The 695-nt window shown below is 67.3% G+C and carries 1 protein-coding gene; it reads right to left on the bottom strand.

Features of this window, described 5'->3' with window-relative positions; genetic code table 11:
- The coding region (locus tag LS48_RS15895) for a Mu transposase domain-containing protein (RefSeq protein ID WP_131807748.1) at positions 1-695 on the bottom strand (695 nt) is incomplete at both ends.

Genomic DNA, 695 nt, shown 5'->3' with positions numbered 1-695 from the left:
CTTCTACCGCCTCCAGCCCGTCGTCGAGCACCGCTGCCAGCACCCGCACGAACCGCCGGTCGGCATCGTCGCCGGTGCCAAGCTTGCGCCGCAGTCGTGCCAGCGCAGGCGGCAACTCCCAGCCCTGGAACGGTGCGCCGTTGCGCAGGGCACCCGGCTTGGTCACCAGCACCGGCAGATAGTGCCACGGGTCGTAGATGGTCCGGTCGCGGCCGAAGAACCGGGGATGGTCGGCGACGACTTCACCGTCGCAGCGCACGACGATGCGGTCGGCATAGGCGCGGACCTGGACGGCACGTCGCACCACCCTGGCAGAAACGGAATAGCGGTTGCGGTCGAAGCTGATGAGGCATGTGCCGCTTACCGCATGCTCGCTCTCGTGGAAGCCGTCGAAGGGTGCGACAACAGGCTGGAGCACCGCCCGTTCTGCTGCCCATGCCTGGGCGACCGTCAGCTCCTTCTGCTCGGGATGCTGGTGCAACTCTGCCCAGCGCCGACACTCCGCCTCCAGCCAGCCGTTCAACTCCTCGAGGCCGGTAAATCGCAGGCGCGGCTGGAAGAAGCGACCGCGTGCGGTCTGCACCTGGTTCTCGACCTGACCTTTCTCCCAGCCCGACGCCGGCGAGCAGGCGGTCGGCTCGACCATGTAATGGTTGGCCATGACCAGGAAGCGACGGTTGAAGACCCGCTCCTTG

This window comes from Aequorivita aquimaris (assembly GCF_001573155.1).
GTDB lineage: Bacteria > Bacteroidota > Bacteroidia > Flavobacteriales > Flavobacteriaceae > Aequorivita > Aequorivita aquimaris.
The sequence above is the reverse complement of the archived record's forward strand: the minus strand, read 5'-3'. Positions and strand labels throughout refer to the sequence as shown.